The following is a 17,443-nucleotide window of genomic DNA, read 5'->3' as shown; positions in this document are numbered from 1 at the left end:
GGGCCCGGACGCCGCGGGGATCGGCCGACGGGATCGACCTCCCCGACCGAGGTAGCGTCTTCGGCACGCACCCGGCCGACGAAAGTCGCGGCACGGCGGTACCGCTGTGATCTCGATCCGGCCGCCGCCCCGGCCCCGGCCGCCCGCGATGTGTAATGTTCGGGCAAAGCGCCGTGTCACGAGGGGTCGGCGATGTCGGAGATCGTGCCACTGCGGCCGGGGGACCCGCCGCGGCTGGGGGACTACGAACTGCGGGGCAGGCTGGGGGAGGGCGGTCAGGGGGTCGTCTACCTGGGGGAGTCCGGCAGCGGTGAGCGCGCCGCGGTCAAGCTGCTGCACGTCCGCTTCACCGGGGAGGCGCACGCGCGCTCCCGCTTCGCCCGGGAGCTGGCCGCCGCCCGGCGGGTGGAGGCGTTCTGCACCGCCCGCGTGCTCGCCGCCGACCTCGACGGCGAGACCCCGTACATCGCGAGCGAGCTGATCGACGGCCCGTCGCTGCGCCGGATCGTCGAACGCGAGGGACCGCTGGCGGGGGAGGCGCTGGAGAAGCTGGCGATCGGCACGATCACCGCGCTGGCCGCCATCCACCGCTCCGGGATCGCGCACCGCGACTTCAAGCCCGACAACGTGCTGCTCGCCCCGGACGGCCCCCGGGTCGTCGACTTCGGCATCGCGAAGATCATCGACGAGAGCGGGACGATCACCACCCGGGCGGTCGGCACCCCCGCCTACATGGCGCCCGAGCAGATCGCCGGGGAGCGGGTCGGCCGCCCCGCCGACGTGTTCGCCTGGGGGTCGACGATGGTCTTCACCGCCACCGGCAGGGCGCCCTTCGGCGGCGAGACGATCGTGGCGACGCTCAACCGCGTCATCAACCACGAGCCCGACCTGAGCGGGCTCCCCGACGGGCTGAGGGCGGTCGTCGCGGCCTGCCTGCGCAAGGACCAGGCCCGCAGGCCCACCGCGGACGAGGTGCTCAGGCGCCTGCTGGGCCATCCGGCCGAGGACGGCGCGGAGGTCTCCGACGAGGTGCTCGCCGAGGGCGTCCAGGCCGCCACGGCCGACCTGACCCGCGACGGGGCCGGAGTCCCGGCCCGGCGGTTCCCCCGGCGCCGGCCCCTCGTCCTGGGCGGGGCGGCGGCCGCGGTCGCGGGCCTGGCCGCGGCGTTCGCCCTCGTCCGGCCCGACCTCCCGTCCGGCGCCGCGGCCACGCCCGCGCCCGTCTCGCCGGCCGCCACCTCCCCGGCGCCCTCGCCCTCCACCGGCTCGCCGCTGCTCGACCGGATCGCGGCGGAGCGGAGGATCACCATCGGCTACCGCCCGGGCCTGCCCGGAGTCGCCCTGGGCAGCCCTCCGGCCGGCTTCGAGATCGAGGTGGCCCGGCGCATCGCGGCCGAGCTGAAGGTGCCCGCCGGCCGGGTCGTGTTCAAGGACGTGGGCGTGAACCGCGAGGCCGCGGTCGAGAGCGGCGAGGTGGACCTGGTCGTCGCCAACCTCTCGATCGACCCCAGGACCCGGCGCAGGGTGGCCTTCGCCGGGCCGTACTACCTGGCCCGGCGGGACGTGCTGGTGCGCGCGGGCTCGGGGATCTCCTCCCTGGAGGACCTGCGGGGCCGGCGGCTCTGCGTCCCGCACGGCTCGACCACCGCCGCGCTGATCATCGACCGGGTGGCCGGCGTCGAGCGCGTCGAGGCGCCTGACATGGCGGACTGCGCCGCCAAGGTGGCCGACGGCACCGCCGACGCGCTGCCCGGCGACGACCTGGTGGTCGCCGGGTTCGGCGCCCGGCTGAACGGGCGGTTCAAGGTCGCCGGCCTCAGGCTCACCCGCGAACCGTACGGCGTGGCGCTCCGGCAGGGGGATCGCAGGGCTTGCGAGGCGGTCAACAGGGCCGTCGCGGCGATGTACGCCGACGGGACCGTGGCGGAGCTCCTGGACCGCCACTTCGGCGCGGTGGACTTCCGGTTCGCGGCCGACCGGCCCCGCCCCGAGCGCTGCCGGTAGCCGCCGGGGCAGGGCGGGGCGGCTACGCGGGGCAGGTGGTCCCCTCCGCGGGGACCTTCCCCTCCAGCAGGTAGGCGTCGGTGACCTTCTTCACGCAGGCGTCGCCCGACAGGTAGGCGCCGTGGCCCTCGCCCTTGTAGGTGACCAGCACGCCCGTCTTCAGCTGCGCGGTCAGCTTCGGCCCCCATTCGTACGGCGTGGCGGGGTCACCGGTGCCGGCGATCACCACGATGGGGGCGGAACCGGAGGCGTCGATCTTCGAGGCCGCGTCGTCGCCGGGGACCGGCCAGGACGAGCAGATGGTCCCCATGCCGGCGCTGCCGAACAGCGGGGAGATCTTCAGCGCCTGCTTCTCGGTCTGCAGCAGCTCCGCGTCGCCGGGCCGCTCGGCGGTGTCCACGCAGCTGATGGCGGGGAAACTGCTCATGACCGTGCTGTAGGAGCCGTCGGCGCCGCGGCCGGTGTAGCTGTCGGCCAGGAAGAGCAGCCCCCGGCCGTCGCCCTTGACCGCCAGGGCCAGGACCTGGTCCAGGAGCGGCCAGGTCTGCTCGGAGTAGAGGGCGGCGGCGATGCCGGTGCCCGCCAGCCCCTGGGTGAGCTCCCGGTCGCCGACCTTGAGCGGCTCGTCGTTCAGCCGGTCCATCAGCGCCTCGATGTTCCGGTTCGCGGCGTCGGCGTCCGGCCCGATCTTGCACTGGCGGTCCTTGACGCAGTCCTTCAGGAAGGCCTCGTAGGCCTTCTGGAAACCGGCCGTCTGGACCAGGGTGCGCTCCTTCATCGAGACGCTGGGGTCCAGCGGGGCGTCCAGCACGAAGCGGCCCACCTTCTCGGGGTAGCGGGTCGCGTAGACCGCGCCGAGCTGCGTGCCGTACGACATGCCGAGGTAGTTGAGCCGCTGGTCGCCCAGCGCCGCGCGGATGCGGTCCATGTCCTCGGCGGCGCTGACGGTGCCGACGTGCGCCAGGACCTTCCCGGAGGTCCTGCCGCAGGCGGCGGTGAACTCCTCGGTGATCCGCTCGATCTCCGCGCGCTCGGCCGCGTCCTCGGGCACGCTGTCGACGGAGGTGAACTCGTCCATCTCCGCGGTGCCGCCGCACCGGACGCCGGAGCTGCGCTCCACCCCGCGCGGGTCGAAACTGACCAGGTCGTAGCGGGCGCCGAGGGAGCCGAGGGCCTTGGCGGCCTGGGCCAGGGTGTCGACGCCCGAGGCGCCGGGACCGCCGAAGTTGAACAGCAGGGAGCCGATCCGCTCCCCGGGGCCGGTGGCCTTGACGCGGATGAGGGCGAGGTCGATCGTCCCGGCGGCGGGGTCGGCGTAGTCGAGCGGCACGGCCAGCTTCCCGCACTGCTGGTCCGGGGCGGGGGTGGCGACGCCCCGGCCGTCGGCGCGCTTGATGTCGGTGCAGGGCCCCCAGGAGATCGGGCCCGACGGCGCGGCGGAGCCGCTCGGGGCGGCCGTCCCGTCGCCGTCGCCGCCGTCCCCGCCGCTGCAGGCGGCCAGTGCCGCGGCCAGCGCCGCGGTCGCGGCCGCCGCCCGGATTGCTCGCATGACGTGCTCCCCCTCCGCGTCACCCCGGACAGGGCACCCGTCCCGTTCCGGGTGGGGCCTCCACCTGGGAGGTCCCACCCGGAAGGATCTCACAGACCCATCGACTGGGTGTCGTTGCTCTCGGCGCCGCCGGCCTCGGTGACGCCGTTCTTGAGGTGGTAGCGGGAGATGGCCTCGCGCAGCACCTCCTCGTCGAGCTCGCCCCGCCGGGCGAGCTGGGTGAGCACGGCCAGGGTGATCGAGGCCGCGTCCACGTGGAAGTGGCGGCGCAGCGCCGAGCGGGTGTCCGACAGGCCGAAGCCGTCGGTGCCGAGCGAGGTCCAGTCTCCCGGCACCCACTGGGCGATCTGGTCCTGCACCGCCCGCATGTAGTCGCTGACGCCCACGAACGGCCCCTGGGCCTTCGACAGCGCCCGGGTGACGTACGGCACGCGCTGCTCGGCGTCCGGGTTGAGCAGGTTGTGCTCCTCGACGGCCAGCGCCTCACGGCGCAGCTCCGACCAGGAGGTGGCCGACCAGACCTCGGCCGCCACGCCCCACTCCTCGGCCAGCATCCGCTGGGCCTCCATCGCCCACGGCCCGGCCACGCCGGAGACCAGGATGTTGGCCTTCGGGCCCTGGACCGCCGGCGCCGGAGCGAACCGGTAGAGGCCCTTGAGCAGGCCGTCGACGTCCAGGTCGGCGGGCTCGGCCGGCTGCAGGTAGGGCTCGTTGTAGACGGTCAGGTAGTAGAAGACGTTCTCCGGCGTCTCGCCGTACATCCTCCGCAGGCCGTCCCTGACGATGTGCCCGATCTCGAACGCCCACGCCGGGTCGTAGGAGACCGCCGCGGGATTCGTCGAGGCGATCAGGGGCGTGTGGCCGTCCTCGTGCTGCAGGCCCTCGCCGTTCAGCGTGGTGCGGCCGGCGGTGGCGCCGAGCAGGAAGCCCCGGCCCATCTGGTCGGCCAGCTGCCACATCTGGTCGCCGGTGCGCTGCCAGCCGAACATCGAGTAGAAGATGTAGATCGGGATCATGTGCTCGCCGTGCGTGGCGTACGACGTGCCGGCCGCGATCGTCGAGGCCATCGAACCGGCCTCGCTGATGCCCTCGTGCAGGATCTGACCCTCGGTCGACTCCTTGTAGGACAGCAGCAGCTCCCGGTCCACGGCCTCGTAGGTCTGGCCGTGCGGCGAGTAGATCTTCGCGGTCGGGAAGATCGCGTCGAGGCCGAAGGTGCGGGCCTCGTCCGGGATGACCGGCACGAAGCGGTTGCCGATCTCCTTGTCGCGCATGAGGTCCTTGAGCAGGCGGACGAACGCCATGGTGGTGGCGACGTTCTGCTTGCCGGAGCCCTTCTTGAGCTGCGCGTAGGCCGCCTCGCCGGGGAGCTTGATCGGCTTGGCGCGGACCGTGCGCCGGGGCAGGAAGCCGCCCAGCGCCGCGCGGCGCTCCTTCATGTAGGCGATCTCGGGGTCGTTCTCGCCCGGGTGGAAGTAGGGCGGCAGGTCGGCGTCGAGCGCCGAGTCCGGGATCGGCAGGTAGAGCCGGTCGCGGAACTCCTTCAGCTCGGCCTTGGACATCTTCTTCATCTGGTGCGTCGCGTTGCGCGCCTCGAAGTCCTTGCCGAGCGTCCAGCCCTTGATGGTCTGGGCGAGGATGACCGTCGGCTGGCCGACGTGCTCGCGGGCCGCCTTGAAGGCCGCGTAGACCTTGCGGTAATCGTGGCCGCCGCGCGAGAGCTTGCGGATCTCGTCGTCGGACAGGTGCTCGACCATCTTGCGCAGGCGCGGGTCGCCGCCGAAGAAGTTCTCGCGGATGTACTCGCCCGACTCGACGGAGTAGGTCTGGAACTGGCCGTCGGGCGTGGTGTTCATCTGGTTGACGAGCACGCCGTCGACGTCGGCCGCCAGCAGCGGGTCCCAGTCGCGGCCCCACACGACCTTGATGACGTTCCAGCCGGCGCCGCGGAAGTAGGTCTCCAGCTCCTGGATGATCTTTCCGTTGCCGCGGACCGGGCCGTCGAGGCGCTGCAGGTTGCAGTTGATGACGAAGGTGAGGTTGTCGAGCTCCTCGCGGGCGGCCACGCCGATCGCGCCGAGCGACTCGGGCTCGTCCATCTCGCCGTCGCCGAGGAAGCACCACACGTGGCTGCGGCTGGTGTCCTTGACCTTGCGGTTGAGCAGGTAGCGGTTGAACCGCGCCTGGTAGATCGCGCCGATCGGGCCCAGGCCCATGGAGACCGTGGGGAACTCCCAGAAGTCCGGCATGAGGCGCGGGTGCGGGTAGGAGGGCAGGCCGCGGAAGCCGTGCGACAGCTCCTGCCGGAAGGCGTCGAGCTGCGCCTCGTTGAGGCGGCCCTCCAGGAACGCCCGGGCGTAGATGCCCGGGGCCGCGTGGCCCTGGAAGAAGACCTGGTCGCCCGACTCGCCGTGGTCCTTGCCGCGGAAGAAGTGGTTGAAGCCCACCTCGTAGAGCGACGCGGCCGAGGCGTAGGTGGCGATGTGGCCGCCGACGTTGGTGCGGGCGTTGGCCCGGGTCACCATGACCGCGGCGTTCCACCGGATGTAGGCGCGGATCCGCCGTTCGACGTGCTCGTCGCCGGGGAACCAGGGCTCGCGCTCCGGCGGGATCGTGTTGATGTAGTCGGTGCTGCGCAGGCCGGGGACGCCGACCTGGTGCTCTCGCGCCCGCTCCAACAGGCGGAGCATCAAGTAGCGGGCGCGCGTGCGGCCCTCCGTCTTGACGACGTTGTCGAGCGACTCGAGCCACTCCTGGGTCTCGCTGGGGTCGACATCAGGGAGCTGACTGGGTAGGCCGTCGCTGATGATCGAGAAACGCTGGCGTCCGGAAGCCACTGGGTCTCGCCTTCCGAGGATGGACTTTTGTCTGGTGTCGGTCACCATCCATCCTGGTCTCTTGCTCCGGAAAGTGCATCTCTACTGACCGGTAACCAGGATGTCCCCGCTGGCAGGGGCAAGGATGTGGCCTAGACCACCGATCGTAGGACGAATGGATGTGAAAGGTAACACCGGGGTCGCTCTTTTCCGGAGGACCGCAGGGTACGACCCTGGAGAGGTGGCATTTCACCGGTCTCGGAAGGAGGAGTGCGATGCGCGCGACAGTGGGGGATCAGATCCTGGTCCACGGCGACACGGTCGGCCACCACGACCGGCGGGGCGAGGTCCTCGAGGTGCGCGGGAACGAGGGGGAACCCCCCTACCTGGTGCGGTTCGAGGACGGTCACACGGGCCTGGTGGTCCCCGGCCCGGACGCGATTGTCGTCCCCGCCCAGCGCGGATCATAGGATTCCGCGTGTGAGATCCCAGATGATCGAGGTGGTGACCGGCTCGCGCGAGCGGGTGCACGACATCACCGCCCAGTGCGAGGACTTCGTCCGGTCGTGCGGGGACGGCGGCCTGGACGGCCTGCTGCACGTCTTCGTGCCCCACGCGACCGCGGGGATAGCCCTGATCGAGCTGGGGTCGGGCAGCGACGACGATCTGCTCGCCGCGCTCGCGGACCTGCTCCCGGCCGACGGCCGCTGGCGGCATGCGCACGGATCTGCGGGGCATGGGAGGTCGCATGTCATGCCGGCCCTCATCCCCCCGTACGCCACCGTCCCGGTCCTGGCCGGGAGACTCGCCCTGGGCACGTGGCAGTCCGTCGCCGTGGTGGACCTCAACGTGGACAATCACGAGCGGCGGGTCCGGTTGTCATTTCTGTCCGGCTGATTCATCGGACTAATTCACGTGTGGCCCAGTCGTTGCCGTGGCGACCGTTGACGACTGAGGGTCACAGCGTGTGGACTGTGCCGAAGCACTGTGAGCACCGCCCGCAGGAGGCGGGGCCATCGAAGCAGGAGGGACGAACGTGAGCGCGACCGCGGGTCAGGCGCAGGGCGAACGCAGCCTGGCCGAACGGCTCGGCCTCAAGCCGGGTCAAGTGGTGCAGGAAGTCGGATGGGACGAGGACGTCGACGACGATCTGCGCGACTCCGTCGAGGAGCTGACCGGCAACGAACTGGTCGACGAGGACTACGAGGACGTCGTCGACATCGTGCTGCTGTGGTGGCGGGACGGAGACGGTGACCTGTTCGACGCCCTGAGCGGGGTGGTGACCAACCTGACCGACGGCGGCCAGATCTGGCTGCTCACTCCCAAGGCCGGTCGAGAGGGCCACGTGGAGCCCAGCGACATCGGGGAGGACGCCACGACCGCCGGTCTCTCGCAGACCAGCAGCATCAGCGCCGCCCCCGACTGGTCGGGGACGCGGCTGGCCACACCCAAGGCGCGCCGGTAAGGGGTCCGGTAAGGGTCCCCCTGCCGTACGGCTCGCGTGAGCCGTACGGCAGGATGATGGTGTGCCCATCGGCCGTCGGGGTGAAGGGATCCAGCGGACATGCCAGTGCACACGGCGGTCGAGGTGGGTTCGCCGGCTCCGGACTTCGAGCTGAGGGACCAGCACGGCGCCCCGGTCAGGCTCTCGGACCACCGCGGCCGCAGGGTCCTGCTGATCTTCTACCCCTTCGCGTTCAGCGGTGTCTGCCGCGGTGAGCTCTCCGCGGTCCGGGACGAGTTCGTCCCCGCCGTCCCCGAGGACGTCCGGGTCCTCGCCGTCTCGTCCGACTCGGTGTTCGCCCTCCGCTCCTGGGCCGACCAGGAGGGCTACGGGTTTCCACTACTCTCCGACTTCTGGCCGCACGGGCAGGTCGCCCGGGCGTACGGTGTGTTCGACGAGGAGAAGGGTGCGGCGCTGCGGGGGACCTTCGCCATCGACGGCGAGGGCGTGGTCCGCTGGCGCGTGGTGAACCCGCTCCCGGAGGCACGTGACATCGCCGAGTACCTCAAGGTGCTCGCCGAACTTTCCTAAGCGGTTATCCGGCGGGGTCCTTCGGATCCGCCGACCTCGACCACTCGGAGGCGATCATGCCCTGCTTCTCGTGCGGGGCCCGGCAGACCGACCCGGTCCGCGGCGCCAGCCCCTGGAAGCGCGGGGTGCGCCGGCAGGCCCAGGTGCTCATCTGCCCGGACTGCCAGCGCGTGCACGACCTGGACCTCGACACCTGCTCCTCGTGCGGGTCCATCGCGCTCATCTGCCGGCTCGGGGAGGTGGAGTGCCGCTCCTGCGGCGCCGTACGGCTCGCCGAGCGGCCCCAGGCGGACCCCGAGCGGCCCGACGGTCTGGCCGACGAGGTCGCGGCGGCGCTGGACCGAGTGCTCGGACGGTTCTCCCCGGCCTGACCCGCCTGGCCCGGGCCAGGGCGACCTGCCCTGGGTTAGGGTGAGTCGCCGCAAAGAGGACAGGCGACGTGTCCTGCCCCACAGGGGGACGCGTCCGCTCCGGTGATCGGGAAAGGCCGGAATGAGCGAGTACGTGGTGGCCGTGGACGTCGGCGGCACCTCGATGAAGGGCGGGCTCGTCACCCGCGCCGGCACGGTCGCCGCCACCGACCGCCGCCCCACCGGGGCCGAGCTGGGACCGGGCAACGTGATCGCCGCCGTCCGCTCCTTCACCGGCGACCTCGCCGCCCGCGGAGCGGAACTGTTCGGGACGGCGCCCGCGGCGGCCGGCATCGCCGTACCCGGGCTCGTCGACGACGCGACGGCCACCGCGCTCTACGCGGCCAACCTCGGCTGGCGCGACGTCCCCGCCGCCGACCTCGTCCCCCTGGACGTCCCGGTCCTGCTCGGCCACGACGTGCGCACCGGCGGCCTGGCCGAGAGCGTGCTCGGCGCCGGCCGGGAGCTCTCCGACTTCCTGTTCCTGCCCATCGGCACCGGCATCGCGGGCGCGATGGTCATCGGCGGCGGACCGTACGGCGGGACCTCCGGCTGGGCCGGCGAGATCGGCCACGTCCCGGTCTTCCCGGAGGGGGAGCAGTGCGCCTGCGGCCAGATCGGCTGCCTGGAGACCTACGCCTCGGCCTCGGCCGTCTCCCGCCGCTACTCGGCCCGCGCGGCGTCCCCCGCCACGGCCGAGGAGGTCGCCACGCTGACCGCCGCCGGAGACCCGCTGGCGATGAAGGTCTGGGACGACGCGGTCGAGGCGCTCTCACTCGCGCTGGCCACCTACACGCTCCTGCTGGACCCCTCCGCGATCGTCCTGGGCGGCGGCCTGGCCGAGGCGGGCCCCCTCCTGGCAGACCCGCTGGCCGTACGGCTCGGCAAACGGCTCACCTTCCGCACGGCCCCGCCGCTGCGGAAGGCCGCCCTGGGCGTCGCCGCGGGCATGCTCGGCGCGGCCCTGCTCGGCTGGCGCGCGGCCGGGGTACCGGAGGCGGGGGCCTCGTGGTCGCCCGATGTGTCGAGAACCCCCGCCGTGCCGTAAGGTTGTATCCCGTCTGTGCGACGGGATTCCCCGGGCGCTTAGCTCAGCGGTAGAGCGCTCGCCTTACAAGCGAGATGTCACTGGTTCGAACCCGGTAGCGCCCACCAGCCAAAACGCCCCGTTTCCGATCATGGAAGCGGGGCGTCGTGCCATTAGCGTGCCATTAGCCGATCCGGGCGAGCACTCCCGAAGATCCGTCATCGTCGTCCGGGCGGACCTCGGAGATCTTGCCGTTCATCGCGTCGGCGATCTTCCGGTCGGCTTCCGTCGTGCGGTGCTGGTAGATCAACGCAGCTCGCACCGAGTCATGGCCCATGCGCTCCATGAGGTCCCGCAGGCTCGCGCCCGAGCTGGCCGCGATCGTGTTCCCGGTGTGCCGCAGGTCGTGGAAGTGCAGCTCCGGGTAGCCGATCTTCTTGCGGATCTCGACCCACTTGCTTGCCCGGTAGAAGTTGCTCCGCCGCATCCGAGCGCCCCGAGCCCCCGTGAAAATCAGTGCCTCAGGTTCCGACTCGGTGAACTCGGCGAGGTGATCCCGGAGCGCCGGAATGATCGCCGTAGGGATGGCGACCGTACGGGCACCGGCCCGGGACTTCGGCGGACCGACGATCAACTCTCCCGAGTCCAGCTCGACATGCTGTTGCCGAACGCTGACCGTGCCGGCGACGAGGTCGAGGTCCATTCGGCGCAGCGCCGCAGCCTCACCCCATCGCAGACTCGCGAAGGTGGCCAGCAGGATGAGAGCGCGGAGCCGTTCCGGCACCAGGTCGGCCAGCTCGAAGACCTTGGCCACCGTCAGGACCGGCCGCTCGTCCGGCTTCTCCTCCCCGGCACCCCGGATACGGCAGGGATTGCGCGGGATGATCTGGTCATCGGTCGCGGTCATCAGCACAGCCCGCAGGAACCGGTAGGACTTGGCGACCTCGGACGGACCGACGCCGTTGCCGATGAGAGTGACCCGCCACTCCCGGACCATGGCCGTATCGATCTTCCCAAGCGGGACGTTGCCGAGATGCGGAGCGACGAACCGCCGAAGCAGACCCTCGTAGATCTCCACCGTGCGTGGCCGGAGGTTGGTCCGCTCCGTGATCCACTTCGCGGCATAGTCACCGAGCTTGACCTTGGCCCGCTGCGGGTCGGTCCACCCGCCCTCGGTGAGCTTGGCCTCCAGAAGGGACAGCGCCTTGTCCGCGTCGCGTTCCCGCTCGTAGGTCGTCTCACCGGTCCGCATCCGGCCGTCCGGCCCGGGATAGCGGATCTGGAACCGGCCGGAGGGCAGCTTGCGAATGCTTCCGAACCGCCGTTTGCCTGGTCTGTTCGCCATCACGCCGCCCTCCTCTCTTCGGTTGCCGAAAGGTCTTGTTGTTCTGCTCTGGCCCGCGCTTCGTCCAGCGCCCGGCGTCGCCGTTGTTGCTCGGCCACGGCGAGAAGCAGTCGTTCCCCGAGCGGAGGAAGGCCGGGATCACCGGGCGGGACCGGCCGCCAGGTGTAGCGGCCCGGGTCGTTGTCCTCGGTTGCCGAAAGACCGAGCATCTCCAGCACCCACGCCCGCCGGTCGGCCCGGTGATCGGTCAGCGTCTTGTTCGACCACTTGCGCGAGACCAGCACCCGCCGGCCCGCGTAGCCGAGGTGTTCAGGCTTGTGCGCCTTGCCCCGGCACCGGCCCGGAGCCATCCCGGCACGGGCGTTCTTCGGCTGCACGCCGTAGCGCAGCCAGTTCGCGCACGTCGGCGAGCACGGCTCGTAGCGCAGCGCGTCGGCCAGCCGGGAGGCGTGATCACGCTGGGCCTGGTTGTCGGCCTCGCAGGTCTCACCGATCGACTTGGTCAGGTACTTGGAGATGTAGCCGATCGCCTTGTCCGCGTCCGGGGTGCCGGCCATGATGCCGTCGGCCTTGACCTGCTCACCGAAGCGGACCACGTGCAGCGGCTCGTCCTCGTCGCCGATCGCGTCCAACGCCTCGTCCCAGGTCGGCAGGACCTCGCCCGTGACGGGGTCGATGTAGTCCCCGGCCTGCTTGTCCGGGTACGGCGTGCCGTCCTCGCGTTCGGCCCGTTCCACCCAGACGGGCAGGTGCTCACCCTCGAAGCGCACCACGTCCACCGAAGGCCACCACACCTGGTGATAGGTGGCCGCCGCGATCTGCTTGATCTCCGCTCGGGACAGGGTGCCCCGCATGGCCATGTGCAGATGCGGGGCGAGCCGCTTCTGTGGCTCCACGCTCGCGAAGTACTGCACATCGAACCCGGCCACCCGGCGCAGGTTCTGCACGAACCGGTCCACCAGCTTGGCGAAGTGCAGCGCGTCGCGAGCGGCCCGCACGTAGTCGTAGGAGTCCGGATCGACGGGCACCCCGCGATTGGTCTGGATCTTGCCGTAGGAGGGCAGGGTCAGCGTGATGAACATCGACGGCCGGAACCGCCTGCCGTCCCGTCCGGTGTAGGTCCGCCCGAGCGTGGTGTTGACCTTCTTGCGTCGAGGCAGATCCGGGGCGTCCTGGCGGCGGCGGGTCGAGCGCTTACGAGCCGTCGAGGTGCGTCCGAGCACGCTGCCCCGCATCCCCGAGACCCGGATCTCGGCGTCCAGCGCGCGGATCACCTCGTCGTGCTCGCTCGTGTCCTCGCCCGCGGCTTCGGCGGCATCCTTCTTGGCCTGCCATTCGGCGCGGAACCCGATCAGCCACCGCTGTTCGTCGGTCGGCGGGTCCGCAGTGATGACGGGTTCGTCCTCCAGGTGCCAGCCCTCGCGGCACTGGGCCATGCGCAGCCGCTGATTCCGCTTCGCACACGGCGCACACTTGCTCTCCAGCGTGGCCCCGCACGGCAGATCGAACAACGTGCTCTGACCGGTTACCGCGTCGGTCCGGTACATCGGGATCGGACGCAGGCACACGCCGTACTCAGAAGCGATCTGATCGACGACGTCCCGGGCGAGCGGTTGAGCCATCCGCAGCGCCCGGGGCGTCGTCCGATCGGTCGAGCTGGTCACTTGGCCGCACCCTTGGCCGTGCTCTTACGGGTCCGGCGGACGGGCTTGGCCGGCGCAGGCTCCGGCGTGATGAGCACGAGGGATGCCTGTCCGCACTCCTCACAGGTGACCTGCTGAGTCTCTGCGTCGAGCCAGGACTTGCCCTTGGTCTTGCAGGTCGGGCAGCGGTGCCCGGTCAGCGGTTCGGCGGTCATGTCAGGCCACCTCCTCCGCCTCGATCTCGATCTCGGGCAGCGACGCCGAGGCGGTAAGCGCCTCCACCATGGCGCGGATCTCCGCATCGCAGACGTAGGCCGCCCGCACCCGCACCGGGTCCGGAGAGGTCTCCAGCCGGACGAAGCCGACGCCCGCGCCGCGCTCCGGGATCGGGGAGATCTGATCGGCCAGCGCACCGCGATCCCGAGAGCCGTCCCCGAGGACCATGTCCACCTGTTCCGACTCGTCCAGCCGGAGTGCGATCTTGTCGGGGAACAGGTTGCGGATGTTCATGACCTCCTTGCGGGGGTCCTGGAGTGCGGCCAGCACCCCGACGCCGACCGCCCGGCCCTGGGTGGTCAGCGTGGCCAGGGCCGCCGTGATGCGCTGCCGAAGAGCCTTGTCGGGCTGGTAGGCGGTCAGGAACGCGACCTCGTCCACGATCACCAGCACGAACGGGTAGGCCACCGAGGGAGTGTGCGAGCGCTGATGTCCGGCGTACAGCCCGGCCCGGTCCTGCATCAGCGCGACCGCCTCTTCCAGCGCATCGGCGCAGTCCTCCGGCGAGGAGGCGTAGCGGTGGAACAGTTCCCGACCGAAGGACAGTTCCATGAGCTTGGGGTCCAATCCGATGACCTGGACCAGCCCGGCCCGGATCGCCGGAAGCAGGCTGCGCACCGTCTGCCAGATGATCGAGCCCTTACCAGCTCCGGTGGCCCCCGCGACCAGGACGTGCGTGCCGTGCAGCTTGAGCGTCCACGGCTTGCCGTCCTCACGCTTGCCGACCGGCACCGCGCCCAGGTCCACCGTAGGAGGGATCGGCAGTGCGTCGATCGGCGTGGATAGCGGGTCGTGACGTGGGAAGGTCAGCAGCAGCCGACCGGCGCGCACGATCGAGACTCGGCAGGAGAGCGCGCCGAAGGCGTGCGCGAGGTGATCGGTCCGCTTGGACCAGTCATCGACCGACTGACCCGACAGCATCTTGACCGTGACGCGGTCGGTGAAGCCGTCGCAGGTCACGCCCAGAAGCACCGGCAGGTAGTCGCGGCCCTTCATGACCTTGGACAGGCCCGCGATGACCATGACCGGCTGCCAGTGCCGCCGGTAGATCCACAGCCACCGCCAGTAGGCCAGCAGCCGCCAGCCGACCACGGACAGGAACGACGGCCGATCGATCAGCGCCCAGGCGATGCCCGCGACGAGCACCGAGCCGACCAGGAGCGCCGCCCAGGTCCAGCCGTACCGGACGGCGATCACCACCGGGACGACGAGCGAGGCCACCGCGATCGGGTGCCTGTAGACGGTACGGACCAGACCGGCCAGGAACCGCCACACTGCGATCACGATCACGACGATCGCCGGAGTGGGCAACACGGTCGGCCGGAACACGAACGCCGTGTCCGGCGTGGTGGACACCAGATCACGCGCGGTGTCACCGGGAAGCTTTTTGAACATTACGCTTGAGTCCTCTCTGAGATTGACCGTCCGGGGAGATCCAGGGGCCGCCGGAAGTTGCCGCTTCCAGGCGGCCCCGCCTGCATGTCATGCCGTGCCGTTGCGCTCACCTGCCTTGATCGGCGACAGCCCGCGCCACATCCGCTCGACCTCGATCGCGAAGGACTGCGCGGCCTGCGCCAGTTCGCGAGCGAACATCACCGCAGAGGCGTCCAGCCGGTCAGCCGGGATCGTGACCGTGACCGTCGCCTTGTCCGCCGTGACCTCGAAGATCGGAGTCCGCGCCGGGTAGGTGCGGCAGCCCGCCGCTCCCTTGCCGTCCACGTGCAGCGAGGTCATCTGCCACGACCCGTTGCCCCGGCCCGCCATCACGCCGCGTCCTTGCTGGCCGGAGCCTGCTTGAAGCCCTGCGGCTTGACGATCGCCGATGCGCGCAGCGAGTAGGCCATACGGCCCTTGTCGTTGACGTACGGCGTCACGGTCAGGTGCTCGAACTCCACGAACTCGAACGGCTGGCCGGTCGGCGGGACCGGCTGATGCGGCGCGAGGATCTTCACCGTCGTCTCACGGGACCGTCCCGTGAGCTCCGGGTCCATGTCCATGACCCGGCACTGGTAGACCCGCGAGCCCGTCGCCTTGTCCACGGCCGGCGTGCGCCGCTTGGTCTTCTCGTCGTAGTCCTGGGCCTCAACGATCGAGTCCGGGACCAGGTTGCAGCCGTTCGGGAAAACGTCCTCGAACCTCACGCTGAAGCGTGTTCCACCCTTGAGAGCCACTGCTCTGCCTCCACTGTTGGGACCTCGGCCGATCCGAGGTCTCTACTAGGCGTCTACTCGACTAGAGGAGTTGTTGCCTGACTCCTTTATGACTCCTCTAGACGAGTTCGTCAAGCCCTACCGGGCGGGAAGTTCGTACGAGAGCACGTAGGCGTCACTCGACATCACGGTGTCGCACACCTCTACTGGGGTGCCGTCTGTGGCGTAGGCCGTACGGACCAGGTGAAACACCGGGACTCCGGGAGCGAGTTTGAGTGCCCGTACCTCATCCCGCAGGGGCATCCGCGACTTGATCTCTTCCACGAAGCGGTCGAGCCGGTAGCCCTTCTCCTCTATCCGCGCGTAGATCCCGCCCGGTCCGCTGTCGGGCTGCATGATCTGAGTACCCTTGGCGATCTTCGCGGGAACGTACGAGATCGCCGTTTCCACCGGTTGCCCGTTGATCAAATAACGGCGAGATCGAGAGATCACACGATCCTTCGGACCGAGCTTGAGGAGTTCGGCCACGTGTGCCGAGGGCTTCACTTCTGTGATCTGGATGGAGTCCACGGACGGCTTGCCGCCAGCGCCTTCGGTCTCGGCGATGAACGCTGCCTTGCCCTGCTCGCGGTGTCGGCGGGCGAACCGGTCGGAGGCCAGGCGACGCACCGGAGGGTGTGAACGGACGAAGACGCCGCGTCCGTGTTCGGCCACTGTCAGGCCCTCGCTCTGGAGGACCTGCAGCGCGTTACGGATGGTCATGCGTGCGACGCCGTAGTGTTGCATGAGCGTGGCCTCTGAGGGCACCTTGTCACCCTCAGCGAGTTGACCGCGTTCGATTGCCTCACGGATGTGATCGGCGATCTGGCGGAAGACGGCCCGGTCGCTGATCGGGTCCAGATCCGGCAAGGTCAGCGATTCGGCCACTGGCCAACTCCTCAACTCGTACATACGTGTACTACCGTCGATGATAGTGAGACATCAAACGCGGAGGTAGCCGATGAACCCCCAAGACGCGCACTCTGTCAGCGTGGCGGGTGTGATCATCGATGACCAAGGCCGAGCGCTCCTCACCCAGCGTCGAGACAACGGCCACTGGGAAGCGCCGGGAGGAGTGCTGGAACGAGCTGAGGACATCACGACGGGTCTTCTCCGCGAAGTCGAAGAGGAGACCGGCCTCCAGGTCGAGCCGGTGGCCCTGACAGGCGTCTACAAGAACATGAACCGCGGCATCGTCGCTCTAGTCTTCCGCTGCAAGGCCGTCGGCGGAGAACTCACCGAGACCGACGAGACTCGGGCCTTCCGCTGGGTCACCGCCGACGAGGTTCGCGCCTTGGCATCGGAGGCATTCGCCGTCCGTGTCCTGGACGCCATGAACAACGACCACGTGCCAGCGGTACGTCAGCACGACGGGGAACGCTTGATCAGCGCGTAGCTTGCCGAATTGTTCTTATGGGTATCAAGCGGCGGCGCGCCGCGCCGCCGTACCCCGGCCCAGCGTCGCGGACCCCGGCCGCGCATGCGGCCTGGGGGCCGGTCACGGCCGGGGCCGCACTCGGGCCGCCCGCCGACCGCCCGCCGCGTCGTAGCCACCAACGCGCCGATCATCGGCCCGCCGCCTTGTCCGACCAGGCCGGAAGGCCACATAGCCTCGAAGCGTGAGCGCGGACCTGGACCCATCGAGAAAGCGCCGTCGCTACGAGCGCGTTTGGTGGGCGACCTTCGTAGCCGCAGGCGTAGTCAACCTCATCTTGAGCGATGACTTCAGTCGGTGGGTCCGTGTCCCTGTCGGGATCGCCTTCCTGGTGGCGCTTATCTGGCTGTTTCGCCTGTCCCGGCAGGAGCGCGAGCGTGAGCGGAAGGCCGGTGCAATAGAGCCTCCGGCGGGGGCCTCGGCTCCGGGATGATCGCGATTGCCGGACCGAAGCCCGTAGGCGGCTGAGGTGAGCCTGATCGTCCCGCCCGCCACGTCCCAGGCGGAGCCCAGCAGACCGGCTCCTCCAGTTCAAGCCCGTCTATGGCCGTTGGCATCTAATGATCGAGGAAATCGGCCGGCAAGGGACACGCGAAGACGGGCTTGATCCTCCGTCCCCGGCCCGCTGCCCTTCGGGTGGGACGAGGCAGACGGGAAGATCAGGCGGGGGAGAAGCGTGCAGGTATGCACCCTGGATGGACGAGGCTGAGCGCC

The 17,443-nt window shown here is 70.2% G+C and carries 17 protein-coding genes and 1 tRNA gene; 9 read left to right on the top strand and 9 right to left on the bottom strand.

The window, feature by feature from the left end:
- Positions 1-192 precede the first annotated feature (192 nt).
- Positions 193-2,004 carry a bifunctional serine/threonine-protein kinase/glutamate ABC transporter substrate-binding protein gene (locus HS048_RS28315; protein WP_196469202.1) on the top strand — a complete coding sequence of 604 codons (1,812 nt, stop codon included), beginning with the start codon at positions 193-195 and terminating at the stop codon, positions 2,002-2,004.
- Positions 2,005-2,026: 22 nt separating this feature from the next.
- Here HS048_RS28315 and HS048_RS28310 read toward each other — a convergent pair whose 3' ends face one another.
- On the bottom strand, positions 2,027-3,553 hold the full coding sequence (locus HS048_RS28310) for an alpha/beta hydrolase (RefSeq protein WP_196469201.1): 1,527 nt from the start codon (positions 3,551-3,553) through the stop codon (positions 2,027-2,029).
- 89 nt (positions 3,554-3,642) lie between these two features.
- Positions 3,643-6,390 (bottom strand): pyruvate dehydrogenase (acetyl-transferring), homodimeric type, encoded by a 2,748-nt coding sequence (gene aceE / locus HS048_RS28305; protein ID WP_068898628.1) that lies wholly within the window; start codon positions 6,388-6,390, stop codon positions 3,643-3,645.
- A gap of 254 nt (positions 6,391-6,644) precedes the next feature.
- Here aceE and HS048_RS28300 point away from each other — a divergent pair, with 254 nt between their 5' ends.
- From HS048_RS28300 to HS048_RS28270, 7 genes are all read left to right on the top strand, one after another.
- Entirely contained in the window at positions 6,645-6,839 is a 195-nt protein-coding gene (locus HS048_RS28300; protein WP_084008555.1) for a DUF1918 domain-containing protein, read from the top strand.
- 10 nt (positions 6,840-6,849) lie between these two features.
- Positions 6,850-7,266, top strand: a complete 417-nt coding sequence (locus tag HS048_RS28295; RefSeq protein WP_068898624.1) for a secondary thiamine-phosphate synthase enzyme YjbQ — start codon at positions 6,850-6,852, stop codon at positions 7,264-7,266.
- 139 nt (positions 7,267-7,405) lie between these two features.
- Positions 7,406-7,834, top strand: coding sequence for a DUF3052 domain-containing protein (locus tag HS048_RS28290; RefSeq protein WP_068898622.1), 429 nt, complete (start codon positions 7,406-7,408; stop codon positions 7,832-7,834).
- Positions 7,835-7,933: 99 nt separating this feature from the next.
- Positions 7,934-8,404 carry a peroxiredoxin gene (locus HS048_RS28285; RefSeq protein ID WP_068898620.1) on the top strand — a complete coding sequence of 157 codons (471 nt, stop codon included), beginning with the start codon at positions 7,934-7,936 and terminating at the stop codon, positions 8,402-8,404.
- A gap of 56 nt (positions 8,405-8,460) precedes the next feature.
- Complete coding sequence (locus HS048_RS28280; protein WP_068898619.1) at positions 8,461-8,775, top strand: hypothetical protein; 315 nt, start codon at positions 8,461-8,463, stop codon at positions 8,773-8,775.
- 121 nt (positions 8,776-8,896) lie between these two features.
- The gene (locus HS048_RS28275) at positions 8,897-9,862 is read left to right on the top strand and encodes an ROK family protein (RefSeq protein WP_068898617.1); all 966 of its coding nucleotides are present in this window, start codon (positions 8,897-8,899) and stop codon (positions 9,860-9,862) included.
- A gap of 32 nt (positions 9,863-9,894) precedes the next feature.
- A tRNA-Val gene (locus tag HS048_RS28270) sits at positions 9,895-9,969 on the top strand.
- 56 nt (positions 9,970-10,025) lie between these two features.
- Here the strand turns inward: HS048_RS28270 and HS048_RS28265 are convergent.
- From HS048_RS28265 to HS048_RS28235, 7 genes are all read right to left on the bottom strand, one after another.
- The gene (locus tag HS048_RS28265; RefSeq protein WP_196469200.1) at positions 10,026-11,186 is read right to left on the bottom strand and encodes a site-specific integrase; all 1,161 of its coding nucleotides are present in this window, start codon (positions 11,184-11,186) and stop codon (positions 10,026-10,028) included.
- Positions 11,186-12,850: a replication initiator gene (locus tag HS048_RS28260; protein ID WP_196469199.1), complete on the bottom strand. Its 1,665-nt coding sequence runs from the start codon at positions 12,848-12,850 to the stop codon at positions 11,186-11,188. Before HS048_RS28260 ends, HS048_RS28265 begins: the two co-directional genes overlap by 1 nt.
- Entirely contained in the window at positions 12,847-13,044 is a 198-nt protein-coding gene (locus HS048_RS28255) for a hypothetical protein (RefSeq protein ID WP_196469198.1), read from the bottom strand. Before HS048_RS28255 ends, HS048_RS28260 begins: the two co-directional genes overlap by 4 nt.
- 1 nt (position 13,045) lies before the next feature.
- A complete protein-coding gene (locus HS048_RS28250) occupies positions 13,046-14,500 on the bottom strand; it encodes an FtsK/SpoIIIE domain-containing protein (protein ID WP_196469197.1) in 1,455 nt (484 codons plus the stop codon).
- An 87-nt stretch (positions 14,501-14,587) separates the two neighbouring features.
- Entirely contained in the window at positions 14,588-14,872 is a 285-nt protein-coding gene (locus tag HS048_RS28245) for a hypothetical protein (RefSeq protein WP_196469196.1), read from the bottom strand.
- On the bottom strand, positions 14,869-15,246 hold the full coding sequence (locus HS048_RS28240) for a plasmid replication, integration and excision activator (protein WP_196469195.1): 378 nt from the start codon (positions 15,244-15,246) through the stop codon (positions 14,869-14,871). The genes HS048_RS28245 and HS048_RS28240 overlap by 4 nt, the downstream gene beginning before the upstream one ends.
- A gap of 147 nt (positions 15,247-15,393) precedes the next feature.
- The gene (locus HS048_RS28235) at positions 15,394-16,182 is read right to left on the bottom strand and encodes a GntR family transcriptional regulator (protein ID WP_196469194.1); all 789 of its coding nucleotides are present in this window, start codon (positions 16,180-16,182) and stop codon (positions 15,394-15,396) included.
- Positions 16,183-16,255: 73 nt separating this feature from the next.
- Here HS048_RS28235 and HS048_RS28230 point away from each other — a divergent pair, with 73 nt between their 5' ends.
- On the top strand, positions 16,256-16,690 hold the full coding sequence (locus tag HS048_RS28230) for an NUDIX hydrolase (protein WP_196469193.1): 435 nt from the start codon (positions 16,256-16,258) through the stop codon (positions 16,688-16,690).
- The last annotated feature ends 753 nt before the right edge of the window (positions 16,691-17,443 follow it).

The sequence above is a fragment of the Planomonospora sp. ID91781 genome, from assembly GCF_015711595.1.
GTDB classification, from domain to species: domain Bacteria; phylum Actinomycetota; class Actinomycetes; order Streptosporangiales; family Streptosporangiaceae; genus Planomonospora; species Planomonospora parontospora.
This window is presented reverse-complemented; position numbering and strand designations above follow the sequence as displayed.

Bases quoted from the DNA above. Each gene is read 5' to 3' on its own strand.
- HS048_RS28275 (WP_068898617.1), top strand. From the start codon at position 8,897: ATGAGCGAGTACGTGGTGGCCGTGGACGTCGGCGGCACCTCGATGAAG.
- HS048_RS28230 (WP_196469193.1), top strand. From the start codon at position 16,256: ATGAACCCCCAAGACGCGCACTCTGTCAGCGTGGCGGGTGTGATCATC.
- HS048_RS28310 (WP_196469201.1), bottom strand. From the start codon at position 3,553: ATGCGAGCAATCCGGGCGGCGGCCGCGACCGCGGCGCTGGCCGCGGCA.
- HS048_RS28280 (WP_068898619.1), top strand. From the start codon at position 8,461: ATGCCCTGCTTCTCGTGCGGGGCCCGGCAGACCGACCCGGTCCGCGGC.
- HS048_RS28255 (WP_196469198.1), bottom strand. From the start codon at position 13,044: ATGACCGCCGAACCGCTGACCGGGCACCGCTGCCCGACCTGCAAGACC.
- HS048_RS28285 (WP_068898620.1), top strand. From the start codon at position 7,934: ATGCCAGTGCACACGGCGGTCGAGGTGGGTTCGCCGGCTCCGGACTTC.
- HS048_RS28315 (WP_196469202.1), top strand. From the start codon at position 193: ATGTCGGAGATCGTGCCACTGCGGCCGGGGGACCCGCCGCGGCTGGGG.
- HS048_RS28250 (WP_196469197.1), bottom strand. From the start codon at position 14,500: ATGTTCAAAAAGCTTCCCGGTGACACCGCGCGTGATCTGGTGTCCACC.
- HS048_RS28300 (WP_084008555.1), top strand. From the start codon at position 6,645: ATGCGCGCGACAGTGGGGGATCAGATCCTGGTCCACGGCGACACGGTC.
- HS048_RS28265 (WP_196469200.1), bottom strand. From the start codon at position 11,186: ATGGCGAACAGACCAGGCAAACGGCGGTTCGGAAGCATTCGCAAGCTG.